Here is a 17,862-nt window from a genome sequence, read left to right as displayed (position 1 = left end):
AGTCGCGTATCAACCAACGGAGAGAAACCATGAAAGCCGTCGTTTCAGGACTAGCCGCAGCCTTTTGCCTCCTTGCTTTTTTCGCCACGCCGACGAGGGCAGACACCAAGGTCATCCTCGGGATCTTCTACTACGGGTGCGACGAGCCCTGCCAAGGCGTCCAATCCGAATTGGCGGAAAGCGGTTATGACGTGAAAATGGACGTCCGCAATCTCCATCAGGACATATCGCGCCTACCGGCCCTGCTCGAAGAGGCCCGGTCCCGCAAGGTGGATCTCGTCATTACCCATGGTACGAGTGCGACACTGGGGACCGTCGGGCGACTGGAAGACGCCGATGACCCACGGTTCCTGTCCGAGATTCCCGTCGTTTTCACCCAGGTGGCCGACCCATTCGGCACCGGTATTGCCGAAAGCTTTGAGCGGAGCGGGCGCGAAAATGTTGCCGGGACCTTCAACCGTGTCCCGGAAGCGGTGAACATCGAGGTGATCCGCAGTTACGACCCCGACTTCGACCGGCTCGGACTGCTCTACAACAGCAACGAAGAGAACTCGGTCATCAAGCACGACGAACTCGCCGCACTTGCACCGACCCTCGGGGTGGAACTGATCGCGTTGGAGATCGAGCCGGGAGTATCGGGGCCACCGGATATCGACCGGATTCCCGCGCGCATGGCGGAGTTGGCCGAGGCAGGTGTCAAATGGGTCTACCTGGGATCGTCGTCGTTCCTGCGGCAGAATGGCGACCTGTTTACGGAGACGGCGGTGAAAGCCGGAATTGCAGTTGTGAGCCCATACGAGTCTCTTGTGCGTAGCAGCAGCGCGCTTTTGTCGATCGCGGCACGCGAAGAGGATGTCGGGCGCCTGGCGGCTCGACAGGCCCTCGCCATCCTTCGCGATGGCAAGACACCCGGCGAACTGCCAATCCTCAGCGCCACCGATTTCGCCTATGTCGTCAACATGGACGTCGCCCGGGAGCTGGGCAGGATACCGCCATTCGCGTTTCTGCAAGTCGCCGAGACTGTCCCGGACTGACAGCACAGTCCGACCCGCCCTTGGCCAGACGCATGGCAGGCGACGTCCCGACGAAACTCTGCACTTGACAGGCTACTGCATTGCGCCTTGACTGACAGGCAGCTTCACGACGGGGAGAGGCTTGATGCGCACCCTGAAGGCCCTGCTGGCGGCCGCCGTAATCTTGACAGTGCCCATGTCTCAGGTGTCCGCTGAGACAAAGAAGATTTTCGCCGTCACCTTCAATCTGTGCGACCCCGTTTGCGAGGGTTTCGAGGCGGAAATAGAAGAAAGCGGTATCGATGCCGAGATCGTCTGGCGCGACTATGAACTGGACAAGTCCCGCCTGCCGGGGCTCGTCGCAGAGGCCCGCAAGCTTGAAGCAGACCTGATCCTGACCAACGGAACAAACGCGACGCTGGGTATCGTCGGCACGTTCGACGATGTCGGGAACGATGTATTCATAAGCGAGATCCCTGTCGTATTCACGAATGTCGCGAACCCTTTCAGCGCCGGCATTGCCGAAGATTTCGATCACAGCGGACGGTCCAACGTGACCGGCACGTTCAACAGGCCTGACGAGTCCCTGAACATCAAGGTGATCGAAACCTATGACGACAGCTTCGATACGCTGGGCCTCCTGTACAATTCCAACGAGGCGAACTCCGCGATCAAACATGACGAATTGGTAGAATTATCCCGAAGTATGGGCTTCAGACTGGTTGCAGTCGAGATGTCAAAGGACGGTGCGCGCCCGGATCTGGATGACCTGCCGACTGCTCTTGACCATCTGAAGGAAGAAGGCGTCCGTTGGATCTATCTCGGCTCGAGCTCATTCCTGCAGACAGACGCGTTCACGCGAGGCGCTGTCGAACGCGGCATGGCGGTTGTCAGCCCCTATGAACACCTCGTACGCAGAAACGACGCACTCATCTCCGTGGCCGCGCATCTCGAGGACGTGGGCAGGCTTGCCGCGCAACAAGCCCTCAGGATATTGCGCGACGGCGAAAGCCCCGGCGACTTGCCGATCGTTCGTGCTGCCGATTTTGCCATCGTCGTGAATATGGACGTCGCACGGGAGTTGAACAGAATGCCCCCCTTCGCCTTTCTCCAGATTGCCGATACGGTTCACGATTGAGCGCGAGCACTGCGGGTTGGTGTGTGCATGGCTGATCCTCCGCTCCGCCATGCCCTCCCATATCGACAATCCGACGTTGACCGCTCACGAAATCCGAAAATGCGGTGCCGCCTCCGAGGACAACTCAGAGCCCAGACTTCCCATATGCCTTGAAAACAAGGGCGCGGCACCAACGTGGAGCCAACACCCGATGCCGAGGCAAATGTGGGGCAAGACCCTGCTTGGTAACGGTGCAGCCAACCGCTCCCTTAACGTCCGCGCCCAAAACATCCGTCCGCCTTCGTTTTGCACCGTCCTTCAATCGTGGTAGCCTCGAAGCAAGTAATGAGAGGAGTAAACATGCCCGATTTCGCAGAGTTCGGCTCACGTGAGAAAGAAGGGTGGGCCAACGGTGGCATTGTCGATGCATACATCCGGCATTTCGTTCCGATCACGGACCACGTAGGCAATTACATCGCTGGAAACCACATCTTCGCCCAAGACAAAGCTCTTGATCTCTGTTGTGGGCAAGGGACTCTAACGGCTTCGATGTTAGATAAAGGTGCCAATGTATCTGGTTTGGACTTTTCGCCTGAAATGCTCGAAAAGGCTCGCAGGGCCGCGCCAGATGCAGAGATTGTCGAGGGGGATGCCATGGCGATGCCCTTCGACGATGCCGTATTCGATAAAGTCGTCTGCAATTTCGGCATGATGCACATTCCGGATCAGCCCAAAACACTTTCGGAAATACGGCGTGTCTTGAAACCAAGTGGCGAATTCATCATGGCGACCTGGGGTGGGCCTGCTACATCGCCTGCATTTGCGGCCGTGTTTGGAGCGTTAAAGGCCCACGCTGATTTTTCTGCGGCACCATCACAACCAGACCTGTTCGCTTTTGCCGGGCGTGAGTACGCGGAAGCGACGATGGCAGCAGCGAACCTGGACTTGGCGAAACACGAAACGGTCACTTCTGAATGGGTTCTGGAGAAGCCAACTGAGTTGTTCGATATCTTCCTTACCGCGACCGTAGGCGCAGGCATGCTCATAAGGAGCCAGACTGACGAGGTGATTGTGAAGATAGCGGCGTCAATTGCCGAAACTGTCAGCACCAAATTCAGAAATGGCCCGAAATTTCACGTGCCCGTGACCGTCGCGGTTATCTCTGCAAAAGCATGCTGACACCAAGTGCACTTCGGGCCCAACCCTGCCATTCGCGCCCCCGAAACTGCTCCATTTGCCGCGAAAGCGTGGGTTTCACCCACCCTGTGCATTTTGCCCCCCCTGCTCCCGGCCTCTTAGCCCATGCGCCGCCCCGGCGGATCGAACGGTAGAAATTCCACCGCCGACTGTTTGATGGGGGCCGGATAAAGCGTCATCAGGTCAAGTATGTCCGTCGGCAGCCCCACTGTGATCGCGAGGCCAAGATCGCTCGCCTCGGTCGCGGTCAGCGCATAGTCATGGGTCCATTTGCCCGAGGTCAGTGTCTCGGCCAGAGCCTCGGCCTTTTCGCGCGGCATGCGTGGGGTCATGATCTCGATCGCCCCCTGCTTGACCTGGGCCGTGGCCTTGTCGCTGACATCGGCAAGGACAAGGGCGACATCCGAGACATGCTCGACCGGCTTGGCATCGCGCGCCGCAATGATCGAGGCGGCGGAAATCCCCATGATCTGCGGATCAATCGGCCCGAGCATCGAGAACTCGCCCATCACGATCTCATCGGCGGCGAGAGCCATCAGCGTCCCCCCGGACATCGCGTAGATCGGCACGAAAGCTGTGACTTTCGCCGGATGCGCCTCGATTGCGCGGGCGATTTGCATCGACGCGATCACCAGGCCCCCCGGCGTATGCAGCACGAGGTCGATGGGCGTGTCGTCAGGCGTGGATTTGATCGCGGAGATGATGCTTTGCGCATCCTCAAGCCCGATCTGACTGGACATGTTGAACCCGAAAAGGCTTCGTTTTTCCTGTCGGTGGATCATGGTGATCACCCGCGACCCACGCTTGCGCTCGACGCTGCGGATCGCCTGTGCCCGGCGCAGGGCGAAAACCCGGCCGGTCAGGACCGGTTGCAGAATCATGATCAGGAAAAACAGGAAAAAAACGGTTGAAAGGTTGAAATCCATAGCGTGTGCGCTTCTCTCTCTTGTGCAGGGCCCGGCCGGCAAGCGGTTTTTGCGAGTGTTGCAGGCTGTGGCCATGATGTGAATTGAAAAACCTGCGCCGATGCTTCATTGCTCGGCGCAACGGGCAAACCCACTCGGTCGATAAGGCCGAAGACATAGTATGAGGCAGAGGCGGTGACACGATTTTCGACCCTTGGCATGATGCTGTTTCTCGCGGGCTGCGGCGGGGTGCACGGGTTCAAGGGGGACACGCGCCATGTGCCGCGCATCGCGCCGATGGCCACCGGACCGATCAGCACGGCCTGCCTGACATCGGACCGCAAGGCGCGCTCGCGGGCGCTCTGTGGCTGTATTCAGGCGGTCGCCAATGAAACGCTGTCGGGGTCCGAACAACGTCGCGCGGTACAGTTTTACAGCGATCCGCAATCCGCGCAGGATACCCGCCAATCCAACCGTTCCGGCGACGAGCGGTTCTGGCGCGCCTACACCGCCTATTCAGAGCGCGCCGACCTGATCTGTCGCTAGCCGGGCTCAGGCCTTCAGGCGATAGCCCGTGGCCAGCATCCGCCAGGCGACAAGGCAGACCGCAAGCGTGGACCCGGCCCCGACCGCAAGCCCCAGCATGGGCGGGCTGTCAGAGACGCCGATCACCCCGTAGCGGGCGCCGTCGATCAGATAGAAAATCGGATTGAAATGGGTAATCTTGTTGAGCACCGGCGGCAAGGCATCGACCGAATAGAACGTACCCGACAGAAACGCGAGCGGCGTGACGATGAAATTGGTGATCGCCGCCATCTGGTCGAACTTGTTGGCATAGATGCCCGCGACGATGCCCACGCCACTCATGAAGGCCGCGCCAAGAAAGACAAAGGCCAGCGCCCAGAGGGGGTGCTTTACCCCGATACCGAGAAAGACCAGCAGGCCCAGCCCGATGGCAAAGGCCACCAAAAGACCGCGCCCGGTCCCGCCCGCAAGATAGCCGAGCACCAGCTCGCCCCCGCTTAGCGGTGGCATCAGCGTGTCGACGATATTGCCCTGGACCTTTGAAATCACGATTGAGGACGAGGCATTGGCAAAGGCGTTCTGAATGACCGTCATCATCAGGATGCCCGGCGCGATGAAGGTGGTAAAGCTGACCCCCATCACATCGCCCCGACGCGGGCCGATGGCGATGCTGAAGATCAGCAAGAACAGACCGGCAGTGACCAGCGGCGCAAGCAGGGTCTGGGTCCAGACCGCCAGAAAGCGCCGCACTTCGCGTTCGGCCAGTGTGGTCAGCCCAAGCCAGTTCACCCGGCCAAAACGCCGCGTTCCCATTGTCCTCAGCGGTGCTTTCATCTGCGGTTCCGGCCGCTCTTGGGCGCTTGCCTGTGTCATCTCCTGCTCCTCGTTCGCGACGGGGTTTGCGGCCTGATTGTCCGGGCCACCCCTGCCATTGGCATGCGCAGGGCGCAATTGGCGGCCTGCGGGTCGATTCGATGCCTTGTAACTCAGCCGCCAGTGATTAGAATAGGGCCTTGATCGAATTTGCAAGGCGGCGGGCCAATAGCCCGGGCCGCCTTTTGACATGAGGAAGCCCCGATGTCCTGGAACGACGAACGCGTTGAACTGTTGAAAAAGATGTGGGGGGAAGGTCAGTCGGCCAGCCAGATCGCAAAAGAGCTTGGCGGCGTGACCCGTAATGCCGTGATCGGCAAGGTGCATCGTCTGGGCCTGTCGAACCGCAACGGATCGGGCGGCGCCTCGACCGCCAGCGCAACCGGTGAGGCCAAGGCGAAAGCCACGCCCGAGACCAAGGCCAAGGCCAAACCCGCCGCCCCGAAACCCGCCCCAAAGCCGAGCCCCAAGCCGGAGGCCGAGACGACACCGGCCCCCGCGCCCGTGAGCCGGATCAAGGCGATCATTCCCGCAGGCCAACCGCTTCCGCCGCAACCCTCGGCCAATGAGATCGACCCTGCGGCCCTTGCCAAGGTGAGTGAAGTCGAGAAGAAGGCCAAACGGCTGACCTTGATGGAGCTGACCGAGCGGACCTGCAAGTGGCCTGTAGGCGATCCGGCCACGCCCGATTTCTGGTTCTGCGGCCTGCCGGTTCAATCCGGAAAACCCTATTGCGAAGCGCACGTCGGCGTTGCCTTTCAACCGATGAGCAGCCGCCGCGACCGCAAACGCTAACCTCTGGGCCTTGTTTGTCTGATCCAAAGGTGCGCGCAGATGCGCGCGCCGCTTTTTTGGGTTTGCGCGTGGGGACAGAGCAATGCTGTTTTCTAAAGACGCCATATTGGGCGCGGTGCGGGATGCGCTCCGCGCGGGGATATTTATGGCAAGAAGAAACGGCTGCACGAAATTCGCAGGCGCTTAGATATTTCTTCACTCTTGCGGCCCTATGATCCGGTCAGGTTTCGGACAAGGGCGCAGCATGAGCAACTCCACACCATTGGCACATCTTTCTGCCCCTGCGAAAGCAGGGCGGACGGCGCATCTGTCGCGCCGCCAAAAGGCCGCGATCATCGTGCGGTTTCTGCTCAACGAGGGGGCGGACGTGCCGCTGGCGGACCTGCCGGAACCGTTGCAGGAACAGCTAACCACGCAAATGGGCTCTATGCGTTATGTCGATCGCGCGACTCTGGCGGATGTGGTGGCCGAGTTTGCGCAGGAATTGGAGGGCATGGGCCTGACCTTTCCGCATGGCATGGCCGGAGCGCTGACCGCCCTTGACGGACGAATCAGCGCGCAAACCGCTGCACGGCTGCGAAAGGAAGCGGGGGTGCGCCAATACGGCGATCCATGGGAATTGATCCGTCAGGCCGAATTGAAGGATCTTGTACCTGTTATCGAGAGCGAAAGCACCGAAGTGGCCGCCGTCATGTTATCCAAGCTCGATGTCGCCCGCGCCGCCGAGTTACTTGGCAAGCTGCCGGGGGACAAGGCGCGGCGGATCACCTATGCGGTATCGCAAACCGGATCGGTCAGCCCCGCTGCGGTAGACCGGATCGGGCTCGCGCTGGCGGCGCAGTTGCATGATGTGCCTGAAACCGCTTTTGATCAGGGCGCGGTCGAGCGCGTGGGCGCGATCCTGAATTATTCGCCCGCAGCCACCCGTGACAATGTGCTTGAAGGGCTGGAGGAAACCGATCAGGATTTTGCCGCGCTGGTGCGGCGCGCGATCTTTACCTTCGTCCATATTCCCGAACGGGTGAATGCCGCCGACATCCCCCGCATCATGCGCGAGGTCGATCAACCGGTTCTGGTGACAGCGCTGGCGGCGGCCTCGACCGGAGACCTGGCGCCGGTGGCCGAATTCATCCTTGAAAACATGAGCAAGCGCATGGCCGAAGCTCTCCGCGAAGAGATGCAGGAACTTGGCCGCGTGCGCGGGCGCGATGGCGAAGAGGCTATGACAGAGGTGGTAAACGCCATCCGCACCATGGAGGCCGGGGGCGAAATAACACTGATCGTGTCCGACGAGGATAGCGAAGAGGACACGGAATAGGGTTCGCTTCCCTCTGATCACGTTTCATCCACCGTTGACAGAGATCAAGGTGACCCCGCCGATACAGGCGTCGAATAGGCGCAGCGCGATAATGCGCTTTCGACCAATCTGGGTCACTGGGAGGATTCAAAATGAAACTGACTAAAGCAACTGCATTTGCGATCGCGGCGTTAACAGCGCTTCCGGCCTTTGCAGAGGGCGACTTAAGTCGTGCCAACGTTATTGATGTACCGATGGAGATGGGTAGCAATGACGATGGTATGTATTTCAAACCTGAGAATTTCGAGTTTGTCACAGGTCAGGCGTATAACCTGATCCTGACCAATGTCGACGAGATCAAACACGAAGTTTCCCTTAATGAGATGACCGAGCGGATCTTCACCCGCAAGGTCGAGGCCGCAAATTCCAACGGTGACCTTATCACCGAGGTCAAAGGCAATATTCGCGAAGTTGAAGTTGGCCCGGGCCAGACGGTCGAATGGTTCTTTGTTCCTGTCCAGCCAACCGATGGCCCGGTGGAGGTGACCTGCGAGATCGCTGGCCATCTCGAGGCGGGGATGCGCGCAAGTGCAACCATCAACTGACCTAAACCTTGGGGCGCTTTCCGGCGCCCCTTAGATTATCAGGCGGGACGCAAGACTGCTATGGACAGTTCCGCGCCTGCCCCATACCATCTCAGGCATGAGTGATACGGACGGACGCCGCTGGCATGACATGGGCGGACAGGTCGCAGGGCCTGTACCGATGGACGGGCATGATTTTGCCCTCTGGGAAAAGCGCGTGGATGCACTCATGGTTCTGTGCGGCGCCAAGGGCTTTTTCACTGTCGATGGCCTGCGCCGTGCACTTGAGGACATGGGCGAGGATGCCTTTGAAAAGCACAGCTATTACGAGCGCTGGATCGCTGCGGTGAACCAGAACCTTGTCGAGGCCGGAATTTACAGCCTCGAAGAGCTTGGCACCCGGATGGAAGAAATCGCGGCGCGCGGGCCGACCTATGGCGCGGCACAGGATGGCTGAGCGCGTGCGCGTCAGGGCGATGATGCCGCCGGGCCATGTGCGCGCCCCGGCCTATCTGCGCGGCAAGCAGGGCGTCATCGAACGCCCGCTTGGCGCCTTTCACAACCCCGAGCAACTGGCCTATGGTCTGGTGGCCGACAAGAAACCGCTTTATCGCGTGCGTTTCACCATGGCCGAGCTTTGGGGCGATGCCGCGGAAAACCCAGAGGATACGCTTGACGCGGAACTCTACGATCACTGGCTCGAAAGGCTCTAAACGATGCCCCATGACCATCCCAACCATTCCCATGATCATGACCACGGGCTAAGCCCCTCTGGCCACCCGTACCGCGCCGACAATGACGAGCCGCTCACCTATTGGCAGCGCATGGAAATCGCGGTGCGAGAGCTTTTGATCGAAAAGGGCAGGATCACCGCGGCCGAAATCGCGAACCAGATCGAGGTGATGGATGCCCGCAGCCCCGCCAATGGCGCCGCCGTCGTTGCCCGCGCCTGGAGCGATCCGGACTTCAAGGCGCGGCTTTTGGCCGATGCGGGGGCGGCCAGCCGCGAGATGGGGTTTGATATCGGCCCCCTCAACCTGATTGCGGTGGAGAATACCGACACCACGCATAACCTCATCGTCTGCACGCTGTGTTCCTGCTATCCGCGCAACCTTTTGGGCCTGCCGCCCGATTGGTACAAGACCCGCGAATACCGAAGCCGCGCTGTGCGCGAGCCGCGCGCCGTGTTGCGCGAATTTGGCGTTAACCTGCCCGACAGCACCCGCATTCGTGTGCACGACAGCACCGCCGACATGCGCTATATCATTCTGCCCGCCCGTCCCGCAGGCACCGATGGCATGGCCGAGCCCGACCTTGCCCGCCTTGTCACCCGCGACGCGATGATCGGCACCGGCCTCGCCCGCACCCCCTGACAGGCTTGTGATCGGGCGCGCGGGCGCGTATGTCTGGCCCGCAAAACCGAGGCACCCCCGCATGAGCGACAAACCCGTCCCGATCCTGGATCGCATCACCGACACTGTAATCGGCATGGCCATGTATGCGCCAATCGGGCTGACCAAGCTGCTGCCTTACCGCTGGCGGATTCCGTTCATGGGCTGGCTGACGGCCCGTGTGATCGCCCCGATCGCAGGCTATGATCGGCGGGTGCGCGACAACCTCGCTCATGTGCTGCCCGACCTGCCCGAGGCCGAAGTCCGCCGTCTGATGCGTGCCGTGCCCAACAATGCCGGGCGCAACATGGCAGAGCTGTACTCAACCGCTGAATTCATCGCCCGCACCCGCACATCAAAGGTCTATGGCCCCGGCATTGAGGCGATCCAGGCCGCCCAGGCCGAGGGGCGCCCGATCATCTTTGTCACCGGCCATTTCGGAAGCTTCAACGCCGCCCGCATCGCCATGATCGAACAGGGGTTCGAGATGGGTGTGTTTTACCGCCCGATGTCAAATAAATGGTTCAACAAACGCTATACCGCCGCCATGGGCGCGCTCAGCCAGCCGATGTTCGAACAGGGACGTCGCGGCATGATGCAGATGGTCAAACACCTGCGCAGCGGCGGGGTTCTGGCCATTCTCACCGATCTGAACGCCCATGACGGCGTGCCGCTAGATTTCTTCGGCAAACCGGCACTCTCGCCCTTGGCCACGGCCGAACTGGCGTTGAAATTCAACGCCCCGCTGGTGCCCACATGGGGTATTCGCTCGGAAAACGGGCTCGACTTCGAAATTCTCGTCGAAGAGCCGGTAAAGCCCAGCGATCCCGTCACCATGACGCAAGAGGTCAATGATCGGCTCGAACATCAGGTTCGTGAACGCATGGATCAATGGTTCTGGATTCACCGGCGCTGGAAAGATGGCACCGGGCCGCTGGCCGATCGTGGCGCCAGGCAGCTCGCGAATCGGCAAGAAGACTGAACACTCCTTCTTCTTGCCCGAAATATCCCAGGGGGGGCAGGGGGACAGCGTCCCCCCCTCGCCGCTCAGCGCCAGGCGCGGCCCTTCCGGCTCAGACCCATTTTGCCAAGGGTGGCAGACTCATCAGGACGGCATTGGCGTCGTGCCCGGTGGCCAGACCAAACTTGGTGCCCCGGTCATACACAAGGTTATATTCCGCATAGAGCCCGCGATGGACAAGCTGCGCCTCTTTATCCGCCTCGTCCCAAGGCTGCAGCCGGCGTTTTTCGATCAGCGGCACGAAGGCCGGAAGAAACGCCCGCCCGATATCCCGGGTCAGGGCAAAATCAGCCTCCCAGTCGCCGGTGTTGCGGTCATCCATGAAAATCCCGCCGACGCCGCGCGCGCGGTGGCGATGCGGGATATAGAAATACTCATCCGCCCAAGCCTTGAGGCGCGGATAGAGGTCGCCCCCATGCGGATCGAGATAGGCCTTCTGGGTGGCGTGAAAATGTGCCGTATCCTCGTCATATTCAATGCAGGGATTAAGGTCGGAACCGCCCCCGAACCACCAGGCCGACGGGGTCCAGAACATCCGCGTATTCATATGAACGGCGGGGCAATGCGGGTTCTGCATATGGGCCACAAGGCTGATGCCCGAGGCCCAGAACCGCGGATCGCTGTCCATGCCCGGCACGCCACGCGCCGCCATCGCCTTTTGAGCGGCCTCGCCAAGGGTGCCGTAAACTTCGGAAACATTCACCCCGACCTTCTCGAACACACGCCCGCCCCGCATCACGCTCATCAGGCCCCCGCCCGCATCCGATCCGTCATCGCTGGCGCGGCGGGTTTCGCTGATATCAAACCGCCCCGGTACGGCATCGGCCATAGGCCCCGTGGTGTGGCTGTCTTCCAGCCCCTCGAAGGCCGCGACGATCTGATCGCGCAACTCGCGAAACCACGCGGCGGCGCGCTTTTTCTCTGTGGTGAAATCTTCGCTCATTCTGGCCTCTTCACTGTTCTGCAATGCCTGCCGCCCTGTCCGTGTCAATGCGCGGGCGCGGTGACCGGATCAAGCAATGTGCGCCCGCCATCCAGCGTCATGATCTGCCCGGTCATGAAGGCCGACCCGTCACAGGCCAGATATTGCACGGTCTCGGCCAGTTCCGCAGGCGAGGCGATACGCCCAAGCGGTGTGTGGCATTCGATGTCCGAGCGGTAATCGCTATGTTCGCGCAGCGTGTCCTTGAGCGATGCGCTCATCACCGAGCCGAACGCCACCGCATTCACCCGGATCCGGTGCGGCGCAAGCGCCACGGCAAGGCTTCGGGTCATCTGGTCAAGCGCCGCCGAGGAAATCGAATAGGCCAGCAATTCGGGATGGGTGCGGCGCGCGGCAATCGAGGACAGGTTCACGATGGTGCCGGCCACGCCTTCGCGCGCGCCACCGGCCTGCTTGATCATCCGGTTCGCAACCTGCTGGCTCATCCGCAGGGCGGTCAGCAGGTTTTGCTGCAACAGCATCTCGACCGCGTCGTCATCGGGGTTCAAGGCATCCGAGGGCACCACCTGACGGCAGGCATTGATTAGGATATCGACCCCCTCAAAGGCGTCGATCGTCGCCGACAAAAGATTGGCCTGGGCAAGCTTTTCCCGCAGATCTCCGGCAAAATAGCGAATATTACGGCTCTCGTCGTTCTCGCCCAGCTCCTTGATCAGGCGTTCTTCGTCCATATCCGCGAACATCACATTCGCACCCTTGTCGGCAAAATGCCGCCCGATCGCCAGACCGATACCATTGGCCCCGCCGGTCACGATGGCGGTTTTACCCGAAATGGAAAATGACATGAAATGCGCCTTTCAAGCTGATTCTGTCCTGCGCAGCCTAAGCCAGGTCACCGCGCTTTGCGAGCCGGGCGCGCCGCGCGCAGAACCTTGAAGCGGGTATCGCCCGCCACCTCTTCGACCTGACCAAAGCTTTGCGCCAGGGCCGCCTCATAGGCAAGATGCCGGTTGGCCACCATCCAAAGCTGCCCCCCCGGTTTCAGCATGCCAGCCGCCGCGCGGATAAAGGCCCGTCCAAGATCGGGCTCGGCGGTCCGCGTGGTGTGAAACGGCGGGTTCATGATCACCGTATCAACCGCAGTTTCGGGCTGCCAGCGGAGGGCATCGTCCCAGTGAAAACTGGCGCGCGGATCGCTGACATTCCGGTGCGCACAGGTAAGCGCCGCGTGATCGGCCTCGACCAGGTCAAGCCGCGCAATCGTGTCCCGCTCAAGCGCGCGCGCACTCAGATAGCCCCAGCCCCCGCCAAGATCGACCACATGCGTGCCCATCTTGGCCGGAAGGTGATCCCCCAGTAGCCGTGAGGCCGGATCGATTCCATCGGCCGAAAACACCCCCGGCGCAGTGACGAAACCGCCTTCGATGACGTGCGCCTGACCCGGTAGCCAATCGGCAAATTCCGGTCCGGCGGCAAAGCTGAAGATCTTGCCGTGCGCCTTGGACAGCGGCGCGCTGACCGCAGTGCGGCGGCGGCACTCCTTGAGCATCGATTCGATCCCGTCGGTCTTGGCCCCGTCCACGATGATCGGCCCGTCGGTCACTGCTGCGGCCTGCGCCACCAGCGCACGCGCCAGCATCTTGGCGCGCGGCAAACAGACGATCGCCGCGCCATAGCGCCCCTCGGGTGCCACCACGCAAGTATACCCAAGTCCGCCAAAATAATCGGCATCCGGCTTGAACCCGGTGATCACCTCGACCCGCTCCTGCGGCAAGGCGCGCAGGTCGCTCCCCACACGCGGCGCGAAGACGGCGATACGTCCGGCATCGGGCAGGGCGACACTGCCCTCGGACAGGGCAAGCGTCAGGCGAACGGGATCAGCCACTTATTCTTTTTCCATTGTACATTGAAGCGGGTGCTGGTGACGGCGGGCGAAATCCATCACCTGCGCCACCTTTGTTTCCGCGATTTCATGACTGAACACGCCAACAACCGCGAGGCCCTTTTTGTGAACGGTCAGCATGATCTCGAACGCCTCGGCGTGGTTCATGCCAAAGAACCGTTCAAGCACGGCCACGACAAATTCCATCGGCGTGTAGTCGTCGTTCAGCAGCAAGACCTTGTAAAGCGGCGGGCGTTTGGTCTTGGGGCGCGTTTCCACCACGACCGAGGGGTCACCCTCGTCCTCTCTCGGTCCAGCCATATTGGTCAGTCGCTCAATCATCTTTGTCGCTATGCCAGTCGGTTTGGAAAACACGCCGTCTTTCGACCTTTCTATATAACTTTTACCGCCCGTTAGAAAAGGGGGGCGCGTGAAAGAAACCATCAGCCATCGCTTGCACCCGCGACCGGTGCAAGCGGCTCGACAAGCAACGTACCATCGGCCCGGCGGGCGATCACGACCGGGCCGCCCCGCCAACACTCAAGCGCCCCTTCAGCGGCGGCGCCGATGACCCGCGCCGCGTCAAAAAGCCGGGCCATGGCATCATCCGGCAGGCTTGTCGCGACACACCCGAGCATCGCCTAACCCCCGCGCAAGATATCTGAGTAAAGCAGCATCCCGCAGGCCACCAGGTCGCGCTCGATCCGCCCCCAGAGCGCGCCCATGCCGATCGGGTCGGTGCCGGTTTTCGCCGCGATCTCGGCCAGGCTCCGCCGCCCGTTAATTGCCGCAATCAGCGGCGCCGCCCCCTTCGGAAGGCTCAGGCGCTGCTCGAACCCCGCAAAGCTCAGCTTGGGTGCCTGCCCCTCGGCGATGGCGCGCGCCAGATCACCCGCAGCGGCCCCCTTGAGATGCGGCACAAGGGCGCGATTCCTGCCAGTGGCGGGGGCGCGGGCCTCTGTTGCGCGGATCGCATAGCCGACATGGGTCTTGATCGTCCCGCGCAGCTTTTCGGCCAGCGCCATCTGTTCCAGCGCACTCAGGTGATCGGGCACTGCCGTGATCCGGGACAGGTCATAAAGCGCAGGCATGGTAAATCCGCTCAACATCCAGCCCGCCGCCGTCATCACCTCATCCAGCGCCAATACGTCAAAGGCGCGATCCTGACTGTGCAGCAAGAGGTCATAAAACCCCGCATCGCTGTCCTTGTGATCGCCCAGGTTGATATTGGCGCGAAACGGGTGGCCGTCGGGCAGGGCCGCAACCACCTTTCTCGCCGCCGTCAGTCGCGCCTCGGGACTCAGCCCCGCATAAAGCGCGCCAAACGCCTCTTGCAGCGGATAAACCCCGGCGCGTCCGTAAGGCGCATAAACCATAAAGCCCAGACCGCCCCCCGGTGCCAGCGCCGCCAACAGCGCCTCGAACCCCGCCTGTGGATCGGGCAGATGATGCAGCACGCCGCAGCAGTCGATATAATCGAACTGCCCCAGATCGGCGGCGTCAAGCAGGCTGCCGGTCACGAAACGGATACCCTCAAGCCCGCGCACCTTGGTGCGCGCTTCGGCGACCTTGCGCGATGCGGTTGACAGGTCGACATAAGTTATCTCGACGGGGCGCCCGGCTGTTTTCATCATCTGCGCCAACTGAACAAGCCCGTCGCCGGTGCCGCCGCCCGCCACCAGCGCCCGAAGCGGCCTCGACCAATCGCGCTGCCCGCCAAAAATGAAGTGATCAATCTCAAGCACATGCGACGGCGAGCCGCTGATCAGGCGCTTTTTCTCGTCCTTCGGATCGCGTTCGGGATAGGGATAGGCCTCGTATTGCGCCTTGACCCCACTCATACCTGCATCACGGCCTGCGCTCGGCGCACGGTCCCGATTGTTTCATCTTTCCTCAAATACTCAAACTCCATCCGCCCGGACAAATCCCGCGGCTGACCTCACTTGAACAGCTTGAGCAACTCGCGCTTGGCGCGATCCTCAAGCTTGTCCTTCACCGCATCCTCGACCGATTGCCCCTCTTCCGGCGTCACGCCAAGTTCTTTCTCGACCGCGCGATTGATCTCTTCCTTGGCCTTGCTCTCCAGCTTCTTGCGCTCTTCCTTGAGGTTCAGGTCAAGCGCCTTTTCCAGATCAGGCGTGATCCGCGGATTGGCCCAAGGGCCCCTGATGCGCACCGGAATGGCAAGCCCGCGACTGTTCTCGCCTTCAAGCAGAACCGGCGTGAACAGATAGTCGATGTCGCGCGCCCCAAGGCCGATACGGCCCTTGCCGGTGGCCTTGGCAAGCGGCAGGTTCATCAACAGGTCACTGTTGAACAGGTTGCCCTTATCCATGGTGAAACTGGCACTCATCTCGTCAAAAACCGTGGTGCCACCCGTCATGTCGCCCGAACGCATCAACCGGTCAAGGTCAATGCCGCTGATCACCCCGCGCCCGGTCCTGACCGTACCGTTGCCGCTCAGGCTGTTCATGATCGCATGCACCGAGTTCCCGGCCCCCAGGAAGCTGAGGGTGCTGTCGCCGCGGGCGGAAAAGCGTCTGACATCAATCGCATCGGCAAGGAATGTCTCAAGGTTGACGCCGCTGGCGTTCATCTTGCCCCCCACCGACAGGCCAGAGCGGTTGTTGACCACGAATTCGCCAGTGACCAATCCGTCGTAGGCGCGCAATTCACGCAGGCCAAACACCGCGCGCGAATTGTTCAGCGTCATCAATGTCCGGGTTTTGCCAAGCTTGAGATCGCCCAGGTCGACGCTATCGGCCACAAGCGCCACCTCGCCATTGGCCAGCGCCAAGGCGCTGGCATCAATCGCCGCTTTCGACCAGCCGCTATCGCCGCCACCTGTCCCGCTGCCGCCACCGCCGCCATTGCTATCGGCCCCGGCAAGCGCCGACAGGTCAAGCGCACCGGCGTTAAGTTGCGCATTCACCCGCGGCACCTTTTCGCCAAGCATGATATCCGCCGCCCCGGCAAGCTGATTGCCACCAAGCGCCAGCACCAGTTCGCGCAGCGACAGGCGCATGTCTTCGGTCAGGGTGATCTGGCTGTTGCCCTTGATGCTGCGGCCAAACCCTTTGGGCACATCCACCGCGCCAAGGCCAAGTCCCGCCATAAACTCCGGCGTGCTGGCAATATCAATATCAAGACGGCCCTCAAGCTGTGGCTGCAACCCGGCGCGCCCGGCAAAGCCAAGGCTGCCGCCCGGCGAACTCAGCCGGGCCGCAACGCCGGTCACCGCGCCGTCGATGAATTGGCCGACCTGCTCAAGTTGGCCAGAGATGCGCACCGCCTCGCCCGCCGGGCGCAGGGAGGCCTCGAAGGTGGCGGTGCCATCATAGCTTGGCCAGCGCAACTCGAAATCCATGTTGCGGAACTCCTGCACCTCGCCGGTGCCATGATCGGTATAGACAAGCGATGCCCCGGTGATCAGCGCCCGGTCAAGCGTCAGCGCAAGCCGCTTGGATTGCGCAGGCGCGCTGCCGCCGCCGGATTGCCCCGAAGGGGCAACCCCCTCGACGCCAAGTTCCCAGTTGACGCGCCCATCGGCGGCCCGCTCAAGCCGGATTTCGGGGTTCACCATCTCAAGCCCGGTGATGCGGATATCGCCGCCAAAAAGCGCCTTCGGCTCGACCCCGATCTTAAGGCTGTCGGCGCGCAGCATCGACCCCGCCTCGGACCAATCGGCATTGGCGACCTCAACCACGCCGGTACTGACGCCGAGAACCGGGTAAAAGCTGATCTTGGTATCGCCCTGCATGGTCACCTTGCGACCTGTGGCACTACTGATCTGATCCGCCGCGATCCGCGCGATCCGGTCACCCGGCAACAGGAAAAGCGACCCCACGATGACCACCACGATCACAATCAAAAGCCCGATCAGACGAAACACCCAACGCATGGTAAAAACCCCTTCATTCCTATCACATCAAGTGTAGGCCCGGCGCCCGCATATGGGCAACCGCTTTCGGGTCACGTCTTGCGGCGCGCTATCGCGTGTCACGTAATCCTCTTCCCCCCGTCGCGCGCAGGCGGTATGAGGCAGACCATGTCACAGAACCCACCAAGCCTCCGCCCGGATCTGGCGCCCCGCGCCAAGCTGACCGACATCCCCCGCAAGGGCCAGCCGACCATCGGCATGGTCAGCCTTGGCTGTCCGAAGGCACTTGTGGATAGCGAACGCATCCTGACCCGGCTGCGCGCCGAAGGCTATGGGATCTCGCCCGATTACACCGGGGCGGATGCGGTGATCGTCAACACCTGCGGTTTCCTCGACAGCGCCAAGGCCGAAAGCCTCGATGCCATCGGCGAGGCGCTGA

General features: G+C 61.5%; 20 protein-coding genes and 1 pseudogene. 12 read left to right on the top strand and 9 right to left on the bottom strand.

Going from position 1 to position 17,862, the window contains the following annotated elements:
• Window positions 1–29 precede the first annotated feature (29 nt).
• The 3 genes from QZ522_RS07015 (at window position 30) to QZ522_RS07005 (ending at window position 3,309) form a co-directional block, all read left to right on the top strand.
• Window positions 30–1,034 (top strand): ABC transporter substrate-binding protein, encoded by a 1,005-nt coding sequence (locus QZ522_RS07015; protein WP_294609049.1) that lies wholly within the window; start codon window positions 30–32, stop codon window positions 1,032–1,034.
• Between the two features lie 124 nt (window positions 1,035–1,158).
• Window positions 1,159–2,151 (top strand): ABC transporter substrate-binding protein, encoded by a 993-nt coding sequence (locus QZ522_RS07010; protein ID WP_294609047.1) that lies wholly within the window; start codon window positions 1,159–1,161, stop codon window positions 2,149–2,151.
• A 339-nt stretch (window positions 2,152–2,490) separates the two neighbouring features.
• Window positions 2,491–3,309 carry a class I SAM-dependent methyltransferase gene (locus QZ522_RS07005; protein WP_294609045.1) on the top strand — a complete coding sequence of 273 codons (819 nt, stop codon included), beginning with the start codon at window positions 2,491–2,493 and terminating at the stop codon, window positions 3,307–3,309.
• Window positions 3,310–3,425: 116 nt separating this feature from the next.
• On the opposite strand, the gene QZ522_RS07000 is transcribed toward QZ522_RS07005, so the two are convergent.
• Window positions 3,426–4,253: an ATP-dependent Clp protease proteolytic subunit gene (locus QZ522_RS07000; protein ID WP_294609043.1), complete on the bottom strand. Its 828-nt coding sequence runs from the start codon at window positions 4,251–4,253 to the stop codon at window positions 3,426–3,428.
• 174 nt (window positions 4,254–4,427) lie between these two features.
• Here QZ522_RS07000 and QZ522_RS06995 point away from each other — a divergent pair, with 174 nt between their 5' ends.
• The gene (locus tag QZ522_RS06995; protein ID WP_294609041.1) at window positions 4,428–4,778 is read left to right on the top strand and encodes a hypothetical protein; all 351 of its coding nucleotides are present in this window, start codon (window positions 4,428–4,430) and stop codon (window positions 4,776–4,778) included.
• 6 nt (window positions 4,779–4,784) lie between these two features.
• Here the strand turns inward: QZ522_RS06995 and QZ522_RS06990 are convergent, their stop codons facing one another.
• Entirely contained in the window at window positions 4,785–5,570 is a 786-nt protein-coding gene (locus QZ522_RS06990) for an ABC transporter permease (protein WP_294609067.1), read from the bottom strand.
• Window positions 5,571–5,834: 264 nt separating this feature from the next.
• On the opposite strand from QZ522_RS06990, the gene QZ522_RS06985 reads away from it, so the two are divergent.
• From QZ522_RS06985 to QZ522_RS06960, 7 genes are all read left to right on the top strand, one after another.
• Window positions 5,835–6,425, top strand: coding sequence for a GcrA family cell cycle regulator (locus tag QZ522_RS06985; protein ID WP_294609039.1), 591 nt, complete (start codon window positions 5,835–5,837; stop codon window positions 6,423–6,425).
• Window positions 6,426–6,669: 244 nt separating this feature from the next.
• Window positions 6,670–7,743, top strand: a complete 1,074-nt coding sequence (locus tag QZ522_RS06980; RefSeq protein WP_294609037.1) for a FliG C-terminal domain-containing protein — start codon at window positions 6,670–6,672, stop codon at window positions 7,741–7,743.
• A gap of 131 nt (window positions 7,744–7,874) precedes the next feature.
• Entirely contained in the window at window positions 7,875–8,327 is a 453-nt protein-coding gene (locus QZ522_RS06975) for a hypothetical protein (RefSeq protein ID WP_294609036.1), read from the top strand.
• A 97-nt stretch (window positions 8,328–8,424) separates the two neighbouring features.
• Window positions 8,425–8,763, top strand: a complete 339-nt coding sequence (locus QZ522_RS19075) for a ScnB-like protein (RefSeq protein WP_363319854.1) — start codon at window positions 8,425–8,427, stop codon at window positions 8,761–8,763.
• Window positions 8,756–9,019, top strand: coding sequence for an SH3-like domain-containing protein (locus QZ522_RS19070; RefSeq protein ID WP_365353515.1), 264 nt, complete (start codon window positions 8,756–8,758; stop codon window positions 9,017–9,019). Before QZ522_RS19075 ends, QZ522_RS19070 begins: the two co-directional genes overlap by 8 nt.
• A 3-nt stretch (window positions 9,020–9,022) precedes the next feature.
• Entirely contained in the window at window positions 9,023–9,679 is a 657-nt protein-coding gene (gene nthA / locus QZ522_RS06965; RefSeq protein WP_294609034.1) for a nitrile hydratase subunit alpha, read from the top strand.
• 61 nt (window positions 9,680–9,740) lie between these two features.
• Window positions 9,741–10,679, top strand: coding sequence for a lysophospholipid acyltransferase family protein (locus tag QZ522_RS06960; protein WP_294609032.1), 939 nt, complete (start codon window positions 9,741–9,743; stop codon window positions 10,677–10,679).
• A gap of 91 nt (window positions 10,680–10,770) precedes the next feature.
• Here QZ522_RS06960 and hemF read toward each other — a convergent pair whose 3' ends face one another.
• From hemF to QZ522_RS06925, 7 genes are all read right to left on the bottom strand, one after another.
• Window positions 10,771–11,661 (bottom strand): oxygen-dependent coproporphyrinogen oxidase, encoded by an 891-nt coding sequence (gene hemF, locus QZ522_RS06955; protein WP_294609030.1) that lies wholly within the window; start codon window positions 11,659–11,661, stop codon window positions 10,771–10,773.
• Window positions 11,662–11,705: 44 nt separating this feature from the next.
• Window positions 11,706–12,506, bottom strand: coding sequence for an SDR family oxidoreductase (locus QZ522_RS06950; RefSeq protein ID WP_294609028.1), 801 nt, complete (start codon window positions 12,504–12,506; stop codon window positions 11,706–11,708).
• A 47-nt stretch (window positions 12,507–12,553) separates the two neighbouring features.
• Entirely contained in the window at window positions 12,554–13,546 is a 993-nt protein-coding gene (locus tag QZ522_RS06945; RefSeq protein WP_294609025.1) for a methyltransferase, read from the bottom strand.
• A complete protein-coding gene (gene clpS / locus QZ522_RS06940; RefSeq protein WP_294609023.1) occupies window positions 13,547–13,885 on the bottom strand; it encodes an ATP-dependent Clp protease adapter ClpS in 339 nt (112 codons plus the stop codon).
• A gap of 101 nt (window positions 13,886–13,986) precedes the next feature.
• Window positions 13,987–14,181 (bottom strand): hypothetical protein, encoded by a 195-nt coding sequence (locus QZ522_RS06935; protein WP_294609021.1) that lies wholly within the window; start codon window positions 14,179–14,181, stop codon window positions 13,987–13,989.
• Window positions 14,182–14,184: 3 nt separating this feature from the next.
• A complete protein-coding gene (locus QZ522_RS06930) occupies window positions 14,185–15,384 on the bottom strand; it encodes a class I SAM-dependent methyltransferase (protein ID WP_294609019.1) in 1,200 nt (399 codons plus the stop codon).
• Window positions 15,385–15,482: 98 nt separating this feature from the next.
• On the bottom strand, window positions 15,483–17,444 hold the full coding sequence (locus tag QZ522_RS06925; RefSeq protein ID WP_294609017.1) for an AsmA family protein: 1,962 nt from the start codon (window positions 17,442–17,444) through the stop codon (window positions 15,483–15,485).
• A 147-nt stretch (window positions 17,445–17,591) separates the two neighbouring features.
• On the opposite strand from QZ522_RS06925, the pseudogene QZ522_RS06920 reads away from it, so the two are divergent.
• Window positions 17,592–17,862: pseudogene (locus QZ522_RS06920) on the top strand (30S ribosomal protein S12 methylthiotransferase RimO); the annotation flags it as partial.

The sequence above is a fragment of the uncultured Roseovarius sp. genome (genome assembly GCF_913054395.1).
GTDB lineage: Bacteria > Pseudomonadota > Alphaproteobacteria > Rhodobacterales > Rhodobacteraceae > Roseovarius.
The sequence above is the reverse complement of the archived record's forward strand: the minus strand, read 5'-3'. Positions and strand labels throughout refer to the sequence as shown.